Origin of the sequence: Martelella mediterranea DSM 17316 (assembly GCF_002043005.1) — a bacterium.
GTDB lineage: Bacteria > Pseudomonadota > Alphaproteobacteria > Rhizobiales > Rhizobiaceae > Martelella > Martelella mediterranea.
In genome coordinates this window covers 4,177,824-4,196,436 of sequence record NZ_CP020330.1, presented here as the reverse complement: position 1 = coordinate 4,196,436, position 18,613 = coordinate 4,177,824, and the positions used below count along the sequence as shown (strand labels likewise).

Below are 18,613 nucleotides of genomic sequence, written 5' to 3'. Positions count from 1 at the left end.
ACTGAACGATCCCCTATGTATCGTATCGAAGAGGACGCTGCCGGCCTGAACCCGGACAGCGGAGCGCTTTGCGTTGAACCGAGGAGCAGAACCGCTTGACCGCTACTGAAATGGTTGTATCGCACGGAAAACCGGCGGGCCCGGATGCCAGCCACTTCGTGCTCACCTTTGAGAACAATCGCTATGCCAGTGAATTGTTCGGTCAGTTTGACGAGCATCTGAAATTGCTGGAGAAGGAGCTTGGCGTCGATGCCGTGGCGCGCGGCAACTCCGTGGCGTTGAGCGGTCCGACGCTCGCCACCCATCAGGCGCGCCGCGCGCTGGATTATCTCTACGCCCAGCTTCAAAAAGGCGCGCAGCTGGAGAAATCCGATGTCGAGGGCGCGATCCGCATGGCGCGGGCGGCCGACGACCAGTTGACCCTGCCGACGCTGGAGCGCAAGGCGCGGCTTTCGATGTCGCAGATTTCGACGCGCAAGAAGTCGATCGCCGCCCGCACCCCGGCGCAGGATGGCTATATAAGGGCGATGGAGCGCAACGAACTGGTGTTCGGCGTTGGCCCTGCGGGCACCGGCAAGACCTATCTCGCCGTCGCCTATGCCGCCCAGCTTCTGGAACGCGGGGCGATCGAGAAGATCATCCTGTCGCGTCCTGCCGTCGAGGCCGGCGAACGGCTCGGCTTCCTGCCGGGCGACATGAAGGAGAAGGTCGATCCCTATCTCCGTCCGCTCTATGACGCGCTCTACGACATGATCCCGGGCGACCGGGTGGAGCGGGCGATGACGGCGGGTGTGATCGAGATCGCGCCGCTCGCCTTCATGCGCGGCCGCACGCTGACCAATGCGGCGGTGATCCTCGACGAGGCGCAGAACACGACCTCGATGCAGATGAAGATGTTTCTGACCCGGCTTGGCGAGAATTCGCGCATGATCGTCACCGGCGATCCGAGCCAGGTCGACCTGCCGCGCGGCGTCAAGTCCGGCCTCGTGGAAGCGCTCGGTGTGCTTCAGGGCGTGGAAGGCGTGTCGACCACGCGCTTTACCGACAAGGATGTCGTGCGCCATCCGCTGGTGGCGCGCATCGTCGCGGCCTATGAGGGCAGGGGACGCACGCCCGAGACGAATGAAGGCGGCGCCGGCTGATATGGCCGCATTCGATTTTCAGGTGAGCCGGGAGGCCGAGGGCTGGCCCGACGAGACGCAACTGGAAGCGCTGGTTTCCGACGTGATCCGGGTTGCGGCGCTCTTTCTGGAAAAGGAGGAGGGGCAGCCGTTTCCCGCCCAGCCCGTCGAATTGTCGCTGGTGTTCACCGACGATGAAGCGATACGGGAGATCAATGCGGAGTGGCGCGACAAGGACAAGCCCACCAATGTGCTGTCCTTCCCCGCTTTTCCGGTCACGCCCGGCGCGATGCCGGGGCCGATGCTCGGCGATATCGTGATTGCCCGGGAAACCGTGGCGCGCGAGGCCGGGGAGCTCGAAAAGAGCTTCGACGATCATCTTACCCACCTTCTGGTGCATGGATTTCTGCATCTTTTGGGGTATGATCACATTGAAAACGACGATGCGGAGGTTATGGAGCGTCTCGAGACTCGCATTTTGGCCACACTTGGCCTATCTGATCCCTATCAGGGCAGCGACCCTCTCTAACGCCTAAGGAACGATGAACCAGCAACAGATTGTACCGCTCGGTGACAGCGGTCAGGATTCCGACGACGGATCCGAGCTCGACGAGCCTAACAGTCCGGAGACGGGCAGAAATACTCAGAAATCGTCAGCCTCGCCCCTCAAGGGCCTTCTCCTGTACTTCAAGCGCAACGGGCACGGTTCCTCGCGCCTGCGCGAAGACCTTGAGGATGCGCTTTCCCCCAACAATTCCAGCGACAACGACTTCTCGCCCGAAGAGCGGGCGATGCTCAACAACATCCTGTCCTTCCGCGAGGTGCGGGTCGAGGATGTGATGGTGCCGCGCGCCGATATCGACGCGGTGGACCAGTCGATGACGATCGGCGAGCTGCTGCTGGTGTTTGAGAATTGCGGCCATTCGCGCATGCCGGTGTTCTGCGAAACGTTGGATGATCCGCGCGGCATGGTCCATATACGCGATTTGTTGGCCTATCTTTCCAAGCAGGCGCGCGGTCGCCGGCGCGGTCGCCCGGCCAATGCCCGCGAGGCCGCCAAGAACGGATCGCTGAAGGCAAGCGAAGTCAAGCCGACGGAGCGCCAGACCAAGCCCGCCCAGAACACTTTCGATCTCGGCAAGGTCAATCTCGACAGAACCATCCTCGAAGCCGGGTTGATCCGGCCGGTGCTGTTCGTGCCGCCCTCCATGCTTGCCTCCGACCTGTTGCAGCGCATGCAGGCGGGCCGCACCCAGATGGCGCTGGTGATCGATGAATATGGCGGGACCGACGGGCTGGTATCGCATGAGGATATCGTCGAAATGGTGATCGGCGAGATCGACGACGAGCATGATTCCGAGGAAGCGATGTTCACGCGCGTCTCCGACGATGTTTATCTCGCCGATGCGCGCGTCGAGCTTGAGGATATCGCCGAGGCGATCGGTCCCGATTTCGAGATCGGCGAGCATGCCGAGGATGTCGATACGCTGGGCGGGCTGATCTTCTCGACCATCGGCCGCATTCCGGCGCGCGGCGAGGTGATCCAGCTTTCGGGCTTCGAGGTTCACATTCTCGATGCCGATCCGCGCCGCATCCGCCGCGTCAGGATTTTGCGCAAGCGCGGCCCGGCGCGCCGCCGTTCCGTCGCCCGCGCGGAGAGCCAGGATGAAAGCCGCGATGCCGCCCGGCATGAGGAGCATGATGCTTCCTATGACGAGGACATCGACAGCGAAACGCATGACGAGCGATAGGCGGCGCTGACCCGCCGGAAGGGACTGCGCCTTTGCAACGGCTTTCGGCCTATCTGGCAAATCTGACGGGCTGGCCGCGGCGGCGGATGCTGTTTGCCGCCGGCGCGGTCGCAACCTTTGCGCTGGCGCCTTTCGGGCTGACGCCCGTGATGTTCATCGCCCTGCCGCTCATGGTCATGGTCATGGACGGTGCGCTTTCGGGCAAGGCGCTGAGGCCGCGCCTCAGGGCCGGCTTCGCGGTCGGCTGGTGGTTCGGCTTTGGCTATTTCGTTTTCGGCCTGTGGTGGCTTGGCGTCGCGATCTGGAAGGATGGCGCGTATTGGGCGCTGCCGCTTGCCGTTCTTGGCTTTCCGGCCGGACTTGCGCTGTTTTACGGACTGGCGGGCGCGCTGGCGGCCTCTTTCTGGCGGCCGGGGCCGGTGCGCCTGATCGCGCTCGGCGTGGCGATGGTCGCGGCGGAGTGGCTGCGCGGGCATCTCGCCACCGGCTTTCCCTGGAACGCGATCGCCTATACCGCGATGCCGACGCCGCTGTTCATGCAGGCGATCCGGTTGACCGGGCTCTATGTGATGGGCGGCTTTGCCGTCTATGTCTTCGCAAGCCCCGCGCTTCTTGCCGCGCGATCCGGCCGACGTATCGGATTGACGCTTGCCCTCGTTTTCGTGGCCGTCGATATCGGCTACGGCTGGCATCGGCTCGCAAACGTGCAGCCTGCCGACGGGCGCGAGGTAGGGCTTCGGCTGGTTCAGCCGGCTTTCGAAGAGGCCGACTGGCGTACCGAGGAAGGCCGCGAGCGGGTGTTCGCCACGCTGCTGGAGCTTTCTTCCGATCCCGCCGGATATGACGGAAAGAGCCCCGATATCATCATCTGGCCGGAAAGCGTTCTTCCCTTCACGATCGAAGCGCGGCCCGATGCCCGCACCGCGATCGGCGAGATGCTCAAGCCGGGGCAGACACTTGTGTTCGGCGCGGCAAGCTTCGCCGGGCGCAAACCCGATGGCTGGCCCGAATTCTACAACGCGGTCTATGTGCTGGATGACGCCGGGAGAACCGTTTCCGTTTCCGGCAAGACCCATCTCGTGCCCTTTGGCGAGTATCTGCCGTTCGAGGATTTCTTCCGCGCGATCGGGCTCGATGCGCTGACGACCTTGCCGGGCAGCTATGTTCCTGTTGATAACCGCCAGATGCTGCTGCTCCCGGATGGCGCCGCGCTCTATCCGCTCATCTGCTATGAGGCGGTTTTTCCGCGGCTGGTGGAGGGGCAGGCGGCTGGTGCGTCAGCGCTGGTAAACGTTACCTATGACGCCTGGTTCGGGCGAACGCCCGGGCCCTTCCAGCACTTCGCCCAGGCGAGATTGCGGGCGGTCGAGGCCGGCAAGCCGTTGATACGCGTCGGCGAAAACGGCGTAACCGCGATGGTTGATCCCTATGGACGGATCATCGACCGGCTGCCATTTGACCGGCGTGGCGTACTCGATGGTAGGGTCAGCTTACGTTAGGAAATTAAAAGATGCGCGCGGTCCTGCGTGTCCTTAAATTGCCACACTATATGCTGAATTAGCAAATCTTTACTCATCTCATGGTTTTATATTTCGCGCAGAATTGACCGCTTTACTCCAAAATTGCATAGTGACCGCACTTGGCACTCAACTATGGCTTTTTGGTCGCTTAATCGATGGGTTGCATAGCTCTCCGGCACAGTGACGGGGCCTTTATGTCAGGTTAAAAAAACAGGACGAACAATGACAGAAAACAAGAAGAAGCCGAACCCCATTGACGTGCACGTCGGGAGTCGGATCAGGTTGCGCCGGACAATGTTAGGAATGAGCCAGGAGAAACTCGGCGAGAGCCTTGGCATCACCTTTCAACAGATTCAGAAATACGAAAAGGGCACCAATCGCGTTGGCGCCAGCCGATTGCAGAACATCTCGACCATTCTCAATGTCCCGGTTTCATTCTTTTTCGAGGACGCACCCGGCGAACAGGGCATTGGCGCCGCGGGAATGGCGGAGGCTTCGAGCTCGAGCTATGTGATCGATTTTCTCTCGTCTTCGGAAGGGCTTCAGCTGAACCGGGCCTTTGTGAAGATCAACGACGCCAAAGTGCGGCGCAGGCTTGTGGATCTGGTCAAGTCACTGGCGGCTGAAGCGGAATGAGGTAACAGGGTGATTTTGACGCATTGTGGGGGAGAGCGCTCTGCTCTCCTCGGGTCAAGGCATGCGTCAAAATCCACCTGGGTTTCGGGGACATAAAGATATACTGATATCGTTGTGCGCTTGTCATAGCCACGCGAAGCGTTTATCAAAATCGGGCCAATTTCTATGTGGGGAATCCCGATGCGCGCCAACTATCTTTTCACTTCCGAATCCGTTTCAGAAGGCCATCCGGACAAGGTCTGCGACAGAATTTCCGACGAAATTGTCGACCTCGTCTATCGCGAGGCCGTGAAGACCGGCGTTGATCCGTGGTCGGTGCGCGTCGCCTGCGAAACGCTGGCCACCACGAACCGCGTCGTCATCGCCGGCGAGGTCCGTCTGCCGCCGAGCCTGATGAAGCTGGACAAGAACGGCAACGAGATCGTCAATCCCTCGCGGTTCAAGTCGGCCGCGCGCCGCGCCATCCGCAATATCGGCTACGAGCAGGACGGCTTCCACTGGAAGACCGCGCGCATCGATGTGCTGCTGCATGCCCAGTCCGCCCATATCGCCCAGGGCGTCGACAGCGCCGCCGACCGGCAGGGCGACGAGGGCGCCGGCGACCAGGGCATCATGTTCGGCTTCGCTTGCCGCGAAACCCCAGAACTGATGCCGGCCCCGATCTACTACGCCCACCGTATTCTCCAGACCCTGTCGGAAGCCCGCAAGGGCGGCGAGGGCGAGGTGGCAAAGCTCGGGCCCGACGCCAAGAGCCAGGTCACGGTGCATTACAAGGACGGCAAGCCCGCGGCCGTGACCTCGATCGTGCTGTCGACCCAGCATTTCGACGAAAGCTGGGATTCGCAAAAGGTCCGCAGCGTGGTCGAGCCCTATATCCGCGAAGCGCTCGGCGAACTGCCGATTGCCGATGATTGCGTGTGGTACATCAACCCCACCGGCAAGTTCGTCATCGGCGGGCCGGATGGCGACGCTGGCCTTACCGGCCGCAAGATCATCGTCGACACCTATGGCGGCGCGGCCCCCCATGGCGGCGGCGCGTTTTCGGGCAAGGACACCACCAAGGTCGACCGCTCGGCGGCCTATGCAGCGCGGTATCTCGCGAAGAACGTGGTCGCGGCCAACCTTGCCGAAAAATGCACCATCCAGCTTGCCTATGCGATCGGCGTCGCCCAGCCGCTGGCCGTCTATGTCGATCTGCATGGGACCGGCAAGGTGACCGAGGAAGAGGTCGAAAAGGCGATCCGCGCCGTGATGGATCTGTCGCCCTCCGGCATTCGCCGCCATCTCGATCTCAACAAGCCGATCTATGCCAAGACCGCTGCCTACGGCCATTTCGGCCGCAAGGCCGGGCGCGACGGGTCGTTCTCCTGGGAACGGCTCGATCTGGTGAAGCCGCTGAAACTGGCTTTGAAAGGCTGATTGCGTAAGGTGACCGGCGACAGTCAGAATTCAACCGGGCGGGCGTTTTTCGGCCGCCGCAAGGGCAAGCCGCTGCGCGACCGACAGGCGCGTAACCTCGCTGAGCTTTTGCCCACGCTCGCCATCGATCCCGGCCAACCTGCGCCCGCCGACCTCCGCGCGGCTTTCGCGGCGCCGGTGGAGCGGGTGCGGCTCGAGATCGGCTTTGGCGGCGGCGAGCATCTGTTCCACCGCGTCGAGGAAAACCCGAAGACCGGCTTCATCGGCGTCGAGCCCTTCGTCAATTCCATGGCCAAGCTGCTTGGCCGGGTGGAGGAACGCACGCCCGGCAATCTCAGGCTCTACGACGATGACGCCGTCGATATTCTGGATTGGCTGCCGGATGCCTCGATCGACCAGATCGACCTGCTCTATCCGGACCCGTGGCCGAAGAAGAAACACTGGAAGCGCCGCTTCGTCTCGCAGCCGAATCTTGAGCGGTTCCACCGGGTGCTGAAGCCGGGCGCGACGTTCTGCTTCGCCTCCGATATCGACAGCTACATCAACTGGACGCTGCTGCATTGCCGGCGGCATGGCGGTTTTGAATGGCAGGCGCGCGGGGCTGCCGACTGGCTGACGCCCTACGACAACTGGCCGGGAACGCGCTATGAGGACAAGGCGAAGCGGGAAGGGCGCGGCAGCGCCTATCTGACGTTCAAAAGGCTTTGAGAGCCAGGTTACCGGCTCAGTGCAGCGTGACCGTCTTCAGGTCGTCTTCCATCGCCTTGAAGAACACGCTGGTGCGGTTTTCGGTCAGAAGCAGCAGCGCGCCGTCCGCGCTGAAAAGGGCCCAAAGCTTGTCGGCGGACTTGAGGTTGGCGGCATCCGGGAAATGGCGCAACGCCTCGGTCCGCTCGAACTCTCGAAAATAGCCGAGATGCCCCGTACCGAATTCCGCGAGACTTTCGAGGGATTGTTCCGCACCCGGGATTTTCATGAAGCGATTTCCTGCAAAAGACCTGAGACATTCAGGCAAACCGTCCGGAAAGGTCGGGAGCCCTTTGTTTTTACGAGCCTATTGTGAAACGGAAATCTTAATTTTTCGTACCTCCTGAGGATGTTGCGCGAGGTCGATCGACAATAATCCGCGCTCCAGGCTTGCGCGGATCACCTCCATGCCGTCGGCAAGCGCGAACTGGCGGCGGAACTGGCGGCCGGCGATGCCGCGAAACAGATATTCGCCCTCATCGCGCTCCTCCGCCTTGCCGCTGACGATGAGCACCGAACCCTCGATCACGACGTCGAGCTCGCTCGCGGCGAAACCGGCAACGGCGAGCGTGAGGCGCAGAAAACCAGGCTCCTTCCCGCCGGGAAACCAGGCGACGTCGAAGGGCGGGTATCCGGATGCGCCTTTTACCGCGTTCGAGCTATCCTGCCTTTCGGCGAACCTTGGGTCGAATCTGAGGTCAATTCTGGGCATGGTCGTTTCCGTCTTTTGCCTTGCAGTTTGCCAAGCGCGGTTCGCCTTGACAATCCGCGAGCGAGTGTCCATTCACAGCGCCTGCCTGTTCAATTCGGATTTATATAATGAGCCCACGGAAAATCATAATCGATACCGATCCCGGCCAGGACGACGCGGCCGCGATCATGCTCGCGCTTGGAAGCGCCGAGGAGATCGAGGTGCTCGGCATCACGGCCGTGGCCGGCAATGTGCCGCTTGCCAGAACCGAGCGCAATGCCCGCATCGTCTGCGAGCTTTCCGGGCGTCCGGATATCAGGGTCTTCGCCGGCTGCGACAAGCCTATGCGCCGTCCGCTGGTCACGGCGGAACATGTGCACGGCTCGACCGGGCTCGATGGCACGGAGCTCGACGAGCCGACCATGCCGCTCCAGAAGCAGCATGCCGTCGATTTCATCATCGAGACGCTGCGCACTGAGCCTGAAAAGACGGTCACGCTCTGCACGCTCGGCGCGCTCACCAATGTCGCGACGGCGTTTGAAAAGGCGCCGGATATCGTGGACCGGGTCCAGGAAATCGTGATGATGGGCGGCGGCTATTTCGAGGGCGGCAACATCACCCCGTCCGCCGAATTCAACATCTATGTCGATCCGGAAGCCGCCGATATCGTGTTCCGCTCGGGCATTCCGATCGTGATGATGCCGCTCGACGTGACCCATCAGCTGCTCTGCCTCAAGGAGCGGGTCGATCGCATTGATGCGATCGGGCGTCCGGCGGCGAAGGCCATGGCCGCGATGCTGCGCTTTTATGAGCGCTTCGATGTCGAGAAATACGGCTCCGATGGCGGGCCTCTGCATGACCCGGCGGTGACCGCCTATCTCATCCGCCCGGAGCTTTTCTCCGGCAGACACTGCAATGTCGAGATCGAGACGCAATCGCCGCTGACTTTGGGCGCGACCGTCATCGACTGGTGGCGCGTCACCGACCGCAAGCCCAATGCGCTCGTCATCGGCAAGGCCGATGCCGATGGCTTCTTCGCGCTTCTGACGGAGCGGCTGGCGCGGCTCTGAGGTGCTGAACGCGAAGGGTCAGCCGGCGAGCTTCGCCGGCTTCGGCCCGCCATAGGCCCAGTCGAGCAGTTCGACGGTGTGCAGGATCGGCGTCTTGGTGCCGCTGGCGATCTGGGTGATGCAGCCGATATTGCCGGTCGCGATGATATCCGGCTTCAGCGCCTCGATATTCTTGACCTTGCGGGCTTTCAATTTGGCCGAGATCTCCGGCTGCATGATGTTGTAGGTGCCGGCCGAGCCACAGCACAGATGCCCCTCGGCCGGTTCGGCAACGGCAAAGCCTGCTGCCTCCAGCAGCAGCTTCGGCGCGGCCTTGATCTGCTGGCCGTGCTGCATGGAACAGGCCGAGTGATAGGCCACCGTGACGCCCTTTCGCGGCTGGTCGCCGAGCGCGAGCCCTGCCAGATATTCGGTGATGTCCTTCGCCAGCGCGGAGACGCGGGCGGCCTTTTCTGCATAGGCCGGGTCCTGCGCCAGCATATGGCCGTAATCCTTGATCGTCGTGCCGCAGCCCGACGCGGTTATGATCACGGCATCCAGCCCGCCGGCCTCGATTTCCCGCGTCCAGACATCGACATTGCGCCGGGCCTCGGCAAGCGCCTGCTCCTCGCGGCCCATATGATGGACCAGCGCGCCGCAACAGCCTTCGCCCTTCGGCACCACCACCTCGATGCCGAGCCGGGTCAAAAGCCGGACGGTCGCCTCGTTGATGCCGGGATCGAGGACGGACTGGGCGCAGCCCGTCAGCAGTGCCACGCGGCCGCGCTTGTCAGTCTCGGGCGCGTGCGACGCGGGTTTGGAAATCGCCGAGGGAGCGGGCAACCGTTTCGGCGCAAGCTTCAGCATCGCCTCGAACGGCTTCAGCGCCTCACGCCCGGAGAAAAGCCCGGCGAACGGACGGCCGAGACGCGCGAGCCGGAGCGCGGCCCGAAACCGCCCGGGATAGGGCAGCACGGCTGCCAGCACAGCGCGGGTAAACCGGTTGATCGGCGGGCGCTTGTAGGTCTTTTCGATATGCACCCGCGCATGATCGACCAGATGCATGTAATCGACGCCCGAGGGGCAGGTGGTCACGCAGGACAGGCAGGAGAGACAGCGGTCGATATGGGTGACGGTTTCCCTGTCCGCCGGCCGATCGTTTTCCAGCATGTCCTTGATCAGGTAGATGCGCCCGCGTGGACTGTCGAGCTCGTTGCCGAGCGTGACATAGGTTGGACAGGTGGCGGTGCAGAAGCCGCAATGCACGCATTTGCGCAGGATCGATTCGGCCTCCGCGACCTTCGGATCGGCAAGCTGGGCGGATGAGAAACTGGTTTGCATCGATCAGATCAGCCAGCTTTGCGGGTTCGCGATCGGCTCGTTGCGGTTCACCTTCTGCAGGCCGACGATCACGCGCGCGATCACCCAGACGCCGGTGGCCACAAAGCCGAGCACGCCGATGAGCACAAAGGTCAGCACAAACGAAATCGCCGAAAACAGCAGCGCGATCCAGAAGGTGCGGATCGCCCAGGTGTAATGCGTCTTGAGCCAGTCTTCCGCCTTGTCGCGGTTCAGATAGGCCGCAATCAGACCGATCACGCCGGCGACGAAAATCACGCAGCCGACCAGGTAGAGAATATAGATGAGAATGACGTTGTTCTTGCTCGGGTCCATCCAGCCGTCGCCGAAACGCTTGGGCGCGTCATAGTGCGGGTCGCTCATGCTGCCATCTCCTGTTGTGCCATCTTGCCGGGATTGAAAATGCCCCTGGGGTCGAGTTTCGCGCGGATGCGGGCGTCAAGCGCCGCGACCGCCGCCGGTTGCGGCTCGAAGGCGGGCGTCAGCTTGCGTGCGGCCGGATCGACGCGCATCAGCGTGGCATGCCCGCCGCCGTGCTTCTTCAGCAGCGCGCGCAGGATATCGGCCTCGGGCGCGCCATCCATCCGCATCCACACGAGCCCGCCCTGCCAGTCGTAGAACGCGTCCACCGCCGCCTCCAGCCGCATCGCGCCGACCAGCGCCGCCGCTTCGGACGGCGTGACGCTGACGCGCCAGAGCGGGCGGAGCGAGCGGTCCTGATAGGGCGCGACATCGCGGATTTCGCGCCACAATTCGCGCGTGTCCGCATCGCCGAGCCGGGTGAGGGGGCCGAAAGGCTCGGCATAGGCCGCAAGCTTGTCGAGGCGGGCCGAAACCGATTCCGGCAGTCCTTCCAGTCGCAGGCAGGTGGCGCTGTCGCCATTGATTCCGTCGTTCAGAAATGCGGATCGCACGCTATAGGGCAGGTGGCTCGCGCCCGAGACTTCGAGCGGCAGCGCCATCGCAGCGGCCATCAGCTTCACGGCATCTTCTTCGGTGAGGTCCGTGACAATCAGCGTGGCGGCGGATTTGGGCGCGGGGAGAACCTTGAACGTCACTTCGGTCAGGAAGCCGAGCGTGCCGTGCGAGCCGGCGATCAGCCGTGAGAGATCAAGGCCGGTGACATTCTTCATCACCCGCCCGCCGGCGCGGATCGCCTCGCCGCGGCCATTGACGAAGCGGGCGCCGAGAAGGTGGTCGCGGGCGGCCCCCGCCAGCGCGAACCGGCGCGGCCCCGAGACATTGGCCGCGAACACGCCGCCGATCGTGGGCGTGCCCTCGGTTCCTATCATGCCGCGATGATCCATGGGCTCGAAGGCGAGGAACTGGCCGTTTTCGGCCAGCGCCGCCTCGATTTCGGCAACCGGCGTGCCGGCCTTCGCTGTCATCACCATTTCGGATGGCTCATAGGCCACGATGCCGGAGAGCGCGCGCGAACTCAGCGTCACCTCCGCTTCGACCGGGTTGCCGAAGCCGGAGCGGGTGTCGCCGCCGCACAGCCGCAGCGGCGCGCCGCTGTCGTGATGGCGGGCGATGATCGCGGCCGCCTCGGCCTCGGTTTCGGGCGTCAGAAGCTCAGTCATTGCGTCCCTCCAGCGGAAACACCTTGGAGGGGTTCAGCGACCATGCGGGATCGAATGCGGCGCGCACCGCCATCTGCTGGCGAAGGTCGGCCTCGCCATACTGGTGGCGCATGAGGTCGCGTTTCTCGATGCCGACGCCGTGCTCGCCGGTCAGGCAGCCGCCGGCTTCCACGCAAAGCTTCAGGATTTCCGCCCCGGCCTCCTCGGCGCGCGCGGCGTCCTCCGGATCGTTGATGTTGTAGAGGATCAGCGGGTGCATGTTGCCGTCGCCGGCATGAAACACATTGGCGACGCGCAGGCCGTAGCGGTCGGTGATCTCGCTGGTCTTCCGCAGCACGTAGGAAAGCTGGCTGAGCGGCACAGTGCCGTCCATGCAGATATAGTCGGCGATCCGCCCGGTCGCGCCGAAGGCGGATTTGCGCCCCTTCCAGATCAGCGCGGCCTCCGTGGCCGACTGGCAGCGGCGCACGGCCATCACGCCGTGGCTCTCGGCGATCGTCACGATCCGGCCGAGCATCGCCTCCATCTCTTCCTCGGAACCCTCGACCTCGATGATCAGAAGGGCGGCGGCATCCAGCGGATAGCCGGCATGGGCGAAGGCCTCGCAGATCTCGATCGCCGGCTTGTCCATGAATTCGATCGCGACCGGAATGATGCCGGCGGCGATGATATCGGTCACGCAGGCGCCGGCGCTTTCGGAGGAGGGGAAGCCGAACAGCACGGGCCGCGCGCCCTCGGGCTTGGCCAGCAGCCGCACGGTGGCCTCGGTGATGATGCCGAGCTGGCCCTCCGAGCCGCAGACCAGCGCCAAAAGATCGAGGCTGCCCGAGTCCAACATCTTGCCGCCGAGGTCGATGATCGTGCCGTCGACCAGCACCAGCTTGACGCCGAGCAAGTTGTTGGTGGTGACGCCGTATTTCAGACAATGCGCGCCGCCGGAATTCATGCCGATATTGCCGCCGATCGTGCAGGCAAGCTGGGAACTCGGGTCCGGCGCGTAGAAAAAGCCTTCCGGCGCGACGGCTTCCGAGATCGCGATATTGGTGACGCCGGCCTGCACCACCGCGGCCCGGTTTGGCAGGTCGATGTCGAGAATCCGGTTCATCCGCGACAGGCCGAGAATGATCGCATCCTCCTGGCCGATCGCGCCGCCGGCAAGCGAGGTTCCGGCCCCGCGCGGTACAACGGGAATGCCGTTCTCATGGCAGTAGCGCAGCACCTTGGCGACATCCTCGGTGGTCTCCGGCAGGCAGACCGCCAGCGGCACCCGATGATAGGCGAGAAACGCATCGGTCTCGAACGGCACCAGTTCGCGCGCCTCGTGCACCAGCGCGTCTTCAGGCAGCAGCGCCTGCAATTCCTCGATGATTGTCTCGCGCCGCGCCAGAATGCCGGCATCGGGTTCGCGAAACGCGATTGTGCCTGTCAAAGCGGACCTCCAGATCGCGCCCGGGCTTGCTTCCGGACGCCACGCAAAACGGGATAATCGCAGCATCACGGCTGCAACTCATTCTCTAACATTGGCCTCACTGCGAGACAAATGCTAATACTTATTCCACAACGGCAACAATCGCGGTGATTATGAAAAATCTGCAGGATCTGGAAGTGTTCGCGGAGGTGGCCGCGACCGGCAGCATGAGCGATGCGGGCAGGACGCTGAGGCTTTCGCCGGCTGTGGTGTCGAAAAGCATTCGACGTCTGGAAGAGCAACTCGGGGTGCGCCTTCTGCAGCGCACGACGCGGATGATCACCCTGACGGAGACCGGACGCGGGTTCTACGAGCGCCTGCTGCCCGTGCTGGCCGGTATCGAGGAGGCCGAGGCCTTCGTCGAAGGCCATACGTCCAAAGTTCGGGGCCGGCTCAGGATTTCGGCGCCGACTTCGTTCGGGCGGATGCATATCGCGCCGCATCTGGCGAACTTCATGAATGCCCATGAGGGGCTGGAAATCGAGCTTATTCTCAGCGATGCCTTCGTTGATATCGTCGCCGATGGCTTTGACCTTGCGGTGAGGATCGGGGAGCTTTCGGATTCCACGCTGGTTGCCCGCAAGCTTGCCCCGGTCCGCCGCGTGCTCTGCGCCTCGCGCCAGTATGTCGAGCGCTTCGGCGCTCCCCAAAGCCTGGAGGCGCTGGAAGATCATGTCTGCCTGCCGGCGCATAATGGCGAATACTGGCGTCTTGAAGGTCCGGAGGGGCCGGTGTCGTTCCGCCCTGTCGGGCGGCTGGTGACGAATTCCAGCGAGGTTATCCGCGAGGCTGTGCTGGCTGGCATGGGCATCGCGCTGAGGTCGACCTGGGATATCGGGCCGGAACTGGCGGCGGGCGAACTCGTCCAGGTGCTGCCGGACTATAAAAGCCCGGACAATGTCGGGCTTTTCGCGGTCTATGCCTCCAGGAATTTTCTGCCGGCCAAGGTGCGGCTGTTCATCGACTTCATGGCCGGGCTCTACGGCCCGTCCCCCTATTGGGACAGGGCCGTGCTGTGACAATCGGTCAGGCGATGATCAACACGCCGGTGATCAGCGAAATCAGAATGACCACGAGGACGATGAAGATCAGAATGCGGGCAATGCCTGCGGAAAGGCCCGCAACGCCGCGAAAACCCAACAGGCTGGCAACAGCCGCGATGATCAACAGTATCAGAATCCATTCAAGCATGATGTGTCCTCTCAATATTGGCCGATCCGGCATTTCGACATGTCAACGGCGGCGGCGACGCTAAAGTTCCGGAGAAGGGTATCGGACTTGACAGATGTCACCCGGAGGACGATTCTATCTGTTGCGCGCGTGTGCAATCAAAATTCACAAAAGCTTCACGCATCCGTAAGAAACGGTCTGCAATCGTGTGTTAAAACACACGATCCCGATCGTATTGGTCCTGATTCGCCGGAAGGAACGTCATGCCATCAAGTGAAAACTTGGCAGATGAAATCGATGAAGCCCGCCAGCAATATGCGGCGCTGTGCTACCGGCTGGCCAAAACCAAGAAAAAGAAGACCATCGAAGTCCTGCTGATCACCAGCCGCGACACCGGGCGCTGGGTGACGCCGAAGGGCTGGCCGATGGCCAACAAGGCGCCGCACGAGGTGGCCGAGCAGGAGGCTTTCGAGGAAGCGGGCATCAAGGGCAAGGTTTCCGACACGCCGGTCGGTAATTTCCGCTATCTCAAGCGTCTCGGTGACGGCACATCCGTCACCTGCGTTGTCGAGATATTTCCGCTTCTGGTGCGCAAGGCGAAGGCGCGTTTTCCGGAGCGCGATGAACGCGTGCGCAAATGGGCAAGTCCCGAAGAGGCCGCCGAAATGGTGGATGAGAGCGAGTTGAAATCGCTGCTGATCGATTTCGCCGGTCGTCTGGGCGGCTAGTTGCATCTGCCTGCCGGCTTATGCAAGAAAAGCGCCAGCACCTTTTCAACGCGTAGCCGCGGCGACGCGTCATATCCATGCGAGCCTGCCATGCGCGCGAACTACCGCCTGCAACGCCTGTTTGTCGAAGCCGATCTCGGGCCCAATGCCGAGATCGAGGCCGACAAGAATCAGTTTCATTACCTGGCCCACGTGCTGCGGGCCGCGGAGGGGACCGAACTCCTGGCCTTCAACGGCAGGGATGGCGAATGGCTGATGCGGCTTACCTTCCCGACGCGCAAGAAGATCACGCTTACCGCCGTTGAACAGACCCGCCCACAGCCGGCTGCCGCCGACCTCCATTACCTGTTCGCGCCGCTCAAGACCGGGCGGATGGACTATATGGTGCAGAAGGCGGTGGAGATGGGCGCCGGCATCATCCAGCCGGTGATGACCCGCCATGTGCAGGGCAAGCCGGCCAAATCCGAGCGCCTTGCCGCCAACATCATCGAGGCGGCGGAGCAATGCGGCGTGCTGAGCGTGCCGGAACTGCGTGAACCCGCCCGGCTCGAAGAGCTTCTCGAAAACTGGGAGCCCGGCCGGCAACTGATCTTCTGCGACGAGGGAGCGGAAACGCAGAACCCGCTTGCAGCGCTTGAAACGGTGGAGGCCGCGCGGCTGGCGCTGATCGTTGGCCCGGAAGGTGGGTTTTCGGACGAGGAGCGTTCACTTTTGCGTGGTCTGTCCTTCGTCACGGCCATTCCGCTCGGGCCGCGGATCCTGCGCGCGGATACCGCGGCGGTGGCCGCCCTTGCCGTGATCCAGGCGACGATCGGCGACTGGCGCTGACGCCGGTCCGATCGCGGACCTGATGCGGTTTTCGCGCGTTTCATCATCAATCAAAGAAATTGACTTGATTGCCCCGGCGATCCGGTTCAAGAGCGGATTGCGCGGGCTCAGGCCCTGAAGACGAGGGCGGTTGCTCCATTCGCTGAAATGCGAAAACGCTCTATCTGTTTGTGTTGAGAACGAGGAAGCTTGCATGGCCCGTGACACATCCGACGGGACGCCGATTACCGGCAAGGCGGAACTGGTCGCCTATCTGGAAGCCGGGTGCAAGCCTGAGTCCGAATTCCGGATCGGCACTGAGCACGAGAAATTTCCGTTCTTCAAGGGCGACAATACCCCCGTTCCCTATGACGGCGAGCGCTCGATCTCGGCGATCCTGAAGGGCATGAAGGACAAGCTCGGTTGGGACGCCATCATGGATGGCGACAATATCATCGGCCTTGCCGAGCCCCATGGCATGGGCGCGATCTCGCTGGAGCCGGGCGGGCAGTTCGAGCTTTCCGGCGCGGCCCTCAAGACCCTGCATGAGACCTGTCGCGAATCGAACCGGCATCTGGCCGTGCTGCGCGGCGTCGCCGAGCCGATGGGCATCGGCTTTCTCGGCATTGGCGGCAGCCCGAAATGGACGCGCGCGGAAACGCCGCGCATGCCCAAATCGCGCTACGAGATCATGACCCGCTACATGCCCAAGGTCGGCAGCCAGGGTCTCGACATGATGTATCGCACCTGCACCATCCAGGTGAATGTCGATTTCTCCTCCGAGGCCGACATGCGCCGCAAGATGGCGCTGTCGCAGAAGCTGCAGCCGCTTTCAACCGCGCTGTTCGCCTCGTCGCCGTTCACCGAGGGCAAGCCCAACGGCCTCCTGTCATGGCGCGGCGATATCTGGCGCGACACCGACAATAACCGGGCTGGCCTGCTCGATTTCGCCTTTCGCGACGACTTCACCTTCGAACGCTATGTCGACTGGGCGCTTGACGTGCCGATGTATTTCATCATCCGCGACGGTCGTTACCGTGATTGCACGCATATCACCTTCCGCCAGTTCATGGATGGCGCGCTGAAGGGCGAAATCGATGAATGGCAGCCGACCATGGGCGACTGGACCAACCATATCTCGACGCTGTTTCCGGACGTGCGGCTGAAGCGCTTCCTGGAAATGCGCGGCGCCGACGGCGGCACATGGCGGCGCATCTGCGCGCTGCCATCCTTCTGGGTCGGCCTGCTCTATGATCACGGCGCGATGGATGCCGCCGAGCAGTTGACGGCTGACTGGCAGGTGGAGGACATCCACCGGCTGCGCGACGAGGTGCCGCGCCTGGCGCTGAAGGCGGAAATCGGCGGCCGTCCGCTGGTGGATATCGCCCGCGAGGTTGTCGGTATCGCCCGCGCCGGTCTGAAATCGCGCGGCAACCTCAACGGCGACGGTCAGGACGAAAGCGTGTTCCTCAATCCGCTCGATGAAATCATCGCCAAGAAGACCACCTTCGCCGAAGACCTGCTGGCACTCTATCACGGTCGCTGGAAGGGCTCCGTCGATCCGCTGTTCGAAGAATTCCAGTACTGAATTTTCAGGCATGGACGGCTTTCGCGCGCGCCGGTATTCTACGGCTGCGATGTGGAGGTTCGAATGGGCGTTACCGGCATTGGCGGTTTTTTCTTTCGCGCGCATGACCCGGAGATGCTCGGCGCGTGGTACGCTGAACATCTGGGCGTTGGCTCCGGGACCGGCGGCCCCTGGCAAACCGCTGCCGGCCCCTTGGTCTTTGCTCCGTTTCCGGCGACCAGCGACTACTTTCCCGAAGACCGGGGTTTCATGCTCAACTTCCGGGTGGATGATCTCGACGCCCTCTCGGCGCGCCTGACCGCCGCCGGCATCGACGTCGTCACAAATCCCGATTGGGACATGCCGGGCGTCGGCCGTTTTGCCAGGATCCATGATCCCGAAGGCAATCCAATCGAACTCTGGCAACCCGATTGAAGCCCAAACCGCACAAAAAAGCCCGGAAACACAAGTGCTTCCGGGCAAAATGCAGAGTGAAGGCTGAACCACCCTGCGGGGAAAATGACGCCTTCTCGGACCGTGGTTGGGACGTACGGCCTTCAAATAACGCCAATCCGGTGTGCCGCCACCAGGGGCGGCAAGGCTCCGCCGCCAAGGCAGCGGAGCGTGATCTTGTGGCCTTGGAAGGTGGCCGGAATGCGTTCACACATACATGCGCGCGGCGCGATTGGCGGCTGCCTTGCGCAGCTCGGCCATCGGGTCCTCGGAGAGCGGGGCCATATGGGCGCGATGGATTTCGTGGCGCGATAGCCCGATATCCTTCAGCAGCGCATCGTCCATCTCGGCCATGCGCTGCAGGGCCAGTCGGTTTTTCGTAAAGCGCCGCGCAGCACGAATGAACGCGCTGATGCCAGTCCAGAGTGAATGTCCGATGCTCATCCGGCTCGCGGATGTCCTTTCAATCAACGACATTGTCGCCTCCTTGGTGTGCGCCGAACCTTTTCGGCTTTGCACGGCTTGCGGGCGGAAGCCTCATGGC

Annotated in this window: 21 protein-coding genes; 13 read left to right on the top strand and 8 right to left on the bottom strand. The window is 62.8% G+C overall.

Features of this window, described 5'->3' with window-relative positions:
* The first annotated feature begins 110 nt into the window (after positions 1-110).
* The 7 genes from Mame_RS19560 (at position 111) to trmB (ending at position 7,155) form a co-directional block, all read left to right on the top strand.
* Complete coding sequence (locus Mame_RS19560; RefSeq protein WP_018065536.1) at positions 111-1,142, top strand: PhoH family protein; 1,032 nt, start codon at positions 111-113, stop codon at positions 1,140-1,142.
* A gap of 1 nt (position 1,143) precedes the next feature.
* Complete coding sequence (ybeY, locus tag Mame_RS19555) at positions 1,144-1,650, top strand: rRNA maturation RNase YbeY (RefSeq protein ID WP_026173596.1); 507 nt, start codon at positions 1,144-1,146, stop codon at positions 1,648-1,650.
* Positions 1,651-1,663: 13 nt separating this feature from the next.
* Complete coding sequence (locus tag Mame_RS19550; RefSeq protein WP_018065534.1) at positions 1,664-2,872, top strand: hemolysin family protein; 1,209 nt, start codon at positions 1,664-1,666, stop codon at positions 2,870-2,872.
* 32 nt (positions 2,873-2,904) lie between these two features.
* Complete coding sequence (gene lnt, locus Mame_RS19545) at positions 2,905-4,371, top strand: apolipoprotein N-acyltransferase (RefSeq protein ID WP_018065533.1); 1,467 nt, start codon at positions 2,905-2,907, stop codon at positions 4,369-4,371.
* A 243-nt stretch (positions 4,372-4,614) separates the two neighbouring features.
* Positions 4,615-5,028: a helix-turn-helix domain-containing protein gene (locus tag Mame_RS19540; protein ID WP_018065532.1), complete on the top strand. Its 414-nt coding sequence runs from the start codon at positions 4,615-4,617 to the stop codon at positions 5,026-5,028.
* Positions 5,029-5,208: 180 nt separating this feature from the next.
* Positions 5,209-6,447 (top strand): methionine adenosyltransferase, encoded by a 1,239-nt coding sequence (gene metK, locus Mame_RS19535; RefSeq protein WP_018065531.1) that lies wholly within the window; start codon positions 5,209-5,211, stop codon positions 6,445-6,447.
* Positions 6,448-7,155, top strand: coding sequence for a tRNA (guanine(46)-N(7))-methyltransferase TrmB (gene trmB, locus Mame_RS19530; RefSeq protein WP_018065530.1), 708 nt, complete (start codon positions 6,448-6,450; stop codon positions 7,153-7,155). It abuts the gene before it with no gap.
* Between the two features lie 16 nt (positions 7,156-7,171).
* On the opposite strand, the gene Mame_RS19525 is transcribed toward trmB, so the two are convergent.
* Entirely contained in the window at positions 7,172-7,423 is a 252-nt protein-coding gene (locus Mame_RS19525; RefSeq protein WP_018065529.1) for a BQ00720 family protein, read from the bottom strand.
* Between the two features lie 78 nt (positions 7,424-7,501).
* A complete protein-coding gene (locus tag Mame_RS19520; protein ID WP_235726828.1) occupies positions 7,502-7,978 on the bottom strand; it encodes an Hsp20 family protein in 477 nt (158 codons plus the stop codon).
* Between the two features lie 32 nt (positions 7,979-8,010).
* Here Mame_RS19520 and Mame_RS19515 point away from each other — a divergent pair, with 32 nt between their 5' ends.
* Complete coding sequence (locus tag Mame_RS19515; protein WP_026173593.1) at positions 8,011-8,955, top strand: nucleoside hydrolase; 945 nt, start codon at positions 8,011-8,013, stop codon at positions 8,953-8,955.
* 18 nt (positions 8,956-8,973) lie between these two features.
* On the opposite strand, the gene glcF is transcribed toward Mame_RS19515, so the two are convergent.
* Genes glcF through Mame_RS19495 form a run of 4 tightly spaced genes read right to left on the bottom strand, consistent with a single transcriptional unit; the run spans position 8,974 to position 13,305 of the window.
* Positions 8,974-10,275 (bottom strand): glycolate oxidase subunit GlcF, encoded by a 1,302-nt coding sequence (gene glcF, locus Mame_RS19510; RefSeq protein ID WP_018065526.1) that lies wholly within the window; start codon positions 10,273-10,275, stop codon positions 8,974-8,976.
* 3 nt (positions 10,276-10,278) lie between these two features.
* Entirely contained in the window at positions 10,279-10,656 is a 378-nt protein-coding gene (locus Mame_RS19505; RefSeq protein WP_018065525.1) for a DUF4870 family protein, read from the bottom strand.
* A complete protein-coding gene (gene glcE, locus Mame_RS19500) occupies positions 10,653-11,876 on the bottom strand; it encodes a glycolate oxidase subunit GlcE (RefSeq protein WP_018065524.1) in 1,224 nt (407 codons plus the stop codon). Before glcE ends, Mame_RS19505 begins: the two co-directional genes overlap by 4 nt.
* Complete coding sequence (locus Mame_RS19495; protein WP_018065523.1) at positions 11,869-13,305, bottom strand: FAD-linked oxidase C-terminal domain-containing protein; 1,437 nt, start codon at positions 13,303-13,305, stop codon at positions 11,869-11,871. The genes glcE and Mame_RS19495 overlap by 8 nt, the downstream gene beginning before the upstream one ends.
* Positions 13,306-13,457: 152 nt before the next feature.
* Here Mame_RS19495 and Mame_RS19490 point away from each other — a divergent pair, with 152 nt between their 5' ends.
* Positions 13,458-14,363: a LysR family transcriptional regulator gene (locus Mame_RS19490; RefSeq protein WP_018065522.1), complete on the top strand. Its 906-nt coding sequence runs from the start codon at positions 13,458-13,460 to the stop codon at positions 14,361-14,363.
* Positions 14,364-14,370: 7 nt separating this feature from the next.
* Here the strand turns inward: Mame_RS19490 and Mame_RS19485 are convergent, their stop codons facing one another.
* Positions 14,371-14,535 carry a DUF1328 family protein gene (locus Mame_RS19485; RefSeq protein ID WP_018065521.1) on the bottom strand — a complete coding sequence of 55 codons (165 nt, stop codon included), beginning with the start codon at positions 14,533-14,535 and terminating at the stop codon, positions 14,371-14,373.
* 260 nt (positions 14,536-14,795) lie between these two features.
* On the opposite strand from Mame_RS19485, the gene Mame_RS19480 reads away from it, so the two are divergent.
* The 4 genes from Mame_RS19480 (at position 14,796) to Mame_RS19465 (ending at position 18,051) form a co-directional block, all read left to right on the top strand.
* Positions 14,796-15,242 carry an NUDIX hydrolase gene (locus tag Mame_RS19480; protein ID WP_018065520.1) on the top strand — a complete coding sequence of 149 codons (447 nt, stop codon included), beginning with the start codon at positions 14,796-14,798 and terminating at the stop codon, positions 15,240-15,242.
* A gap of 90 nt (positions 15,243-15,332) precedes the next feature.
* The gene (locus Mame_RS19475; RefSeq protein WP_018065519.1) at positions 15,333-16,070 is read left to right on the top strand and encodes a 16S rRNA (uracil(1498)-N(3))-methyltransferase; all 738 of its coding nucleotides are present in this window, start codon (positions 15,333-15,335) and stop codon (positions 16,068-16,070) included.
* A 193-nt stretch (positions 16,071-16,263) separates the two neighbouring features.
* On the top strand, positions 16,264-17,637 hold the full coding sequence (locus Mame_RS19470) for a glutamate--cysteine ligase (protein ID WP_018065518.1): 1,374 nt from the start codon (positions 16,264-16,266) through the stop codon (positions 17,635-17,637).
* A 63-nt stretch (positions 17,638-17,700) separates the two neighbouring features.
* A complete protein-coding gene (locus Mame_RS19465; protein WP_018065517.1) occupies positions 17,701-18,051 on the top strand; it encodes a VOC family protein in 351 nt (116 codons plus the stop codon).
* Between the two features lie 225 nt (positions 18,052-18,276).
* Here Mame_RS19465 and Mame_RS19460 read toward each other — a convergent pair whose 3' ends face one another.
* Entirely contained in the window at positions 18,277-18,546 is a 270-nt protein-coding gene (locus Mame_RS19460) for a YjiS-like domain-containing protein (protein ID WP_079920940.1), read from the bottom strand.
* Positions 18,547-18,613: the final 67 nt, after the last annotated feature.